2 protein-coding genes are annotated in these 772 nt (G+C 42.0%); both read left to right on the forward strand.

Features of this window, described 5'->3' with window-relative positions:
• The coding region (locus R7040_RS25970; RefSeq protein WP_318097503.1) for a DUF2802 domain-containing protein at positions 1-306 on the forward strand (306 nt) is incomplete at its 5' end.
• A 199-nt stretch (positions 307-505) separates the two neighbouring features.
• A partial coding sequence (locus tag R7040_RS25975; RefSeq protein ID WP_318097505.1) for an ATP-binding cassette domain-containing protein occupies positions 506-772 on the forward strand: 267 nt, incomplete at its 3' end.

Below are 772 nucleotides of genomic sequence, written 5' to 3' on the forward strand. Positions count from 1 at the left end.
CGTTCGGTTGTAGTTGGCCTTGGCCAAAAAGTAACTGAGCAGCAAGATATCATCCAACATCTTAATGAGCGAATTCGCGAACTAGAACACGCTGATACTGATGGTCGCTTATACAGTAGAGCAACCAAAATGGTGCAGTTAGGGGCTGATATCAACGAGCTAATCGAAGAGTGTGAACTGCCAAAAGCAGAAGCAGAGTTGATGCTCTCTTTGCAGAAAAAACTGGCTGGAAAAGAGAAGATCCCGCCATTAAGCAGTCAACCTTCCGATGATTCGAATTACCCACCACGTGGGCGTCGACGATAAAGAGAATAAAAAGAAGCTTCGGCTTCTTTTTTTATATCTAAAATAAAAACTTATAGCCACTTATGGTTAATTTTATCAAAGTGTGACAGTAAGTTAACAAAAATACATGAACTTACATACATCCCTGCTTTCTTATCCTGTTTTGTCACAAGTAAGCTGTGTTAATATAGCCCTTCGTTCCTTATGAAGTTGAAGCCCTATGTTAGAAGTGTCTAACCTGACTGCGATCCGTGATGAAAGGATCCTGTTTGAAAACCTGCAATTTGAAATTAAGCCTGGTGAGTTAGTCCAGATCGAAGGGCGTAATGGCACAGGTAAAACGACGCTACTGCGCATTATTACAGGGTTAGGCGATAGAGAAGAAGGAATGATCAAGTGGAAAGGTGAAGAGGTTGAAAAATCTCGTGATGTCTTCCACCAAGACTTGCTATTTCTCGGCCATCAAACTGGCGTAAAGCGCGAACTC

The sequence above is a fragment of the Vibrio sp. 1069 genome (assembly GCF_033340555.1).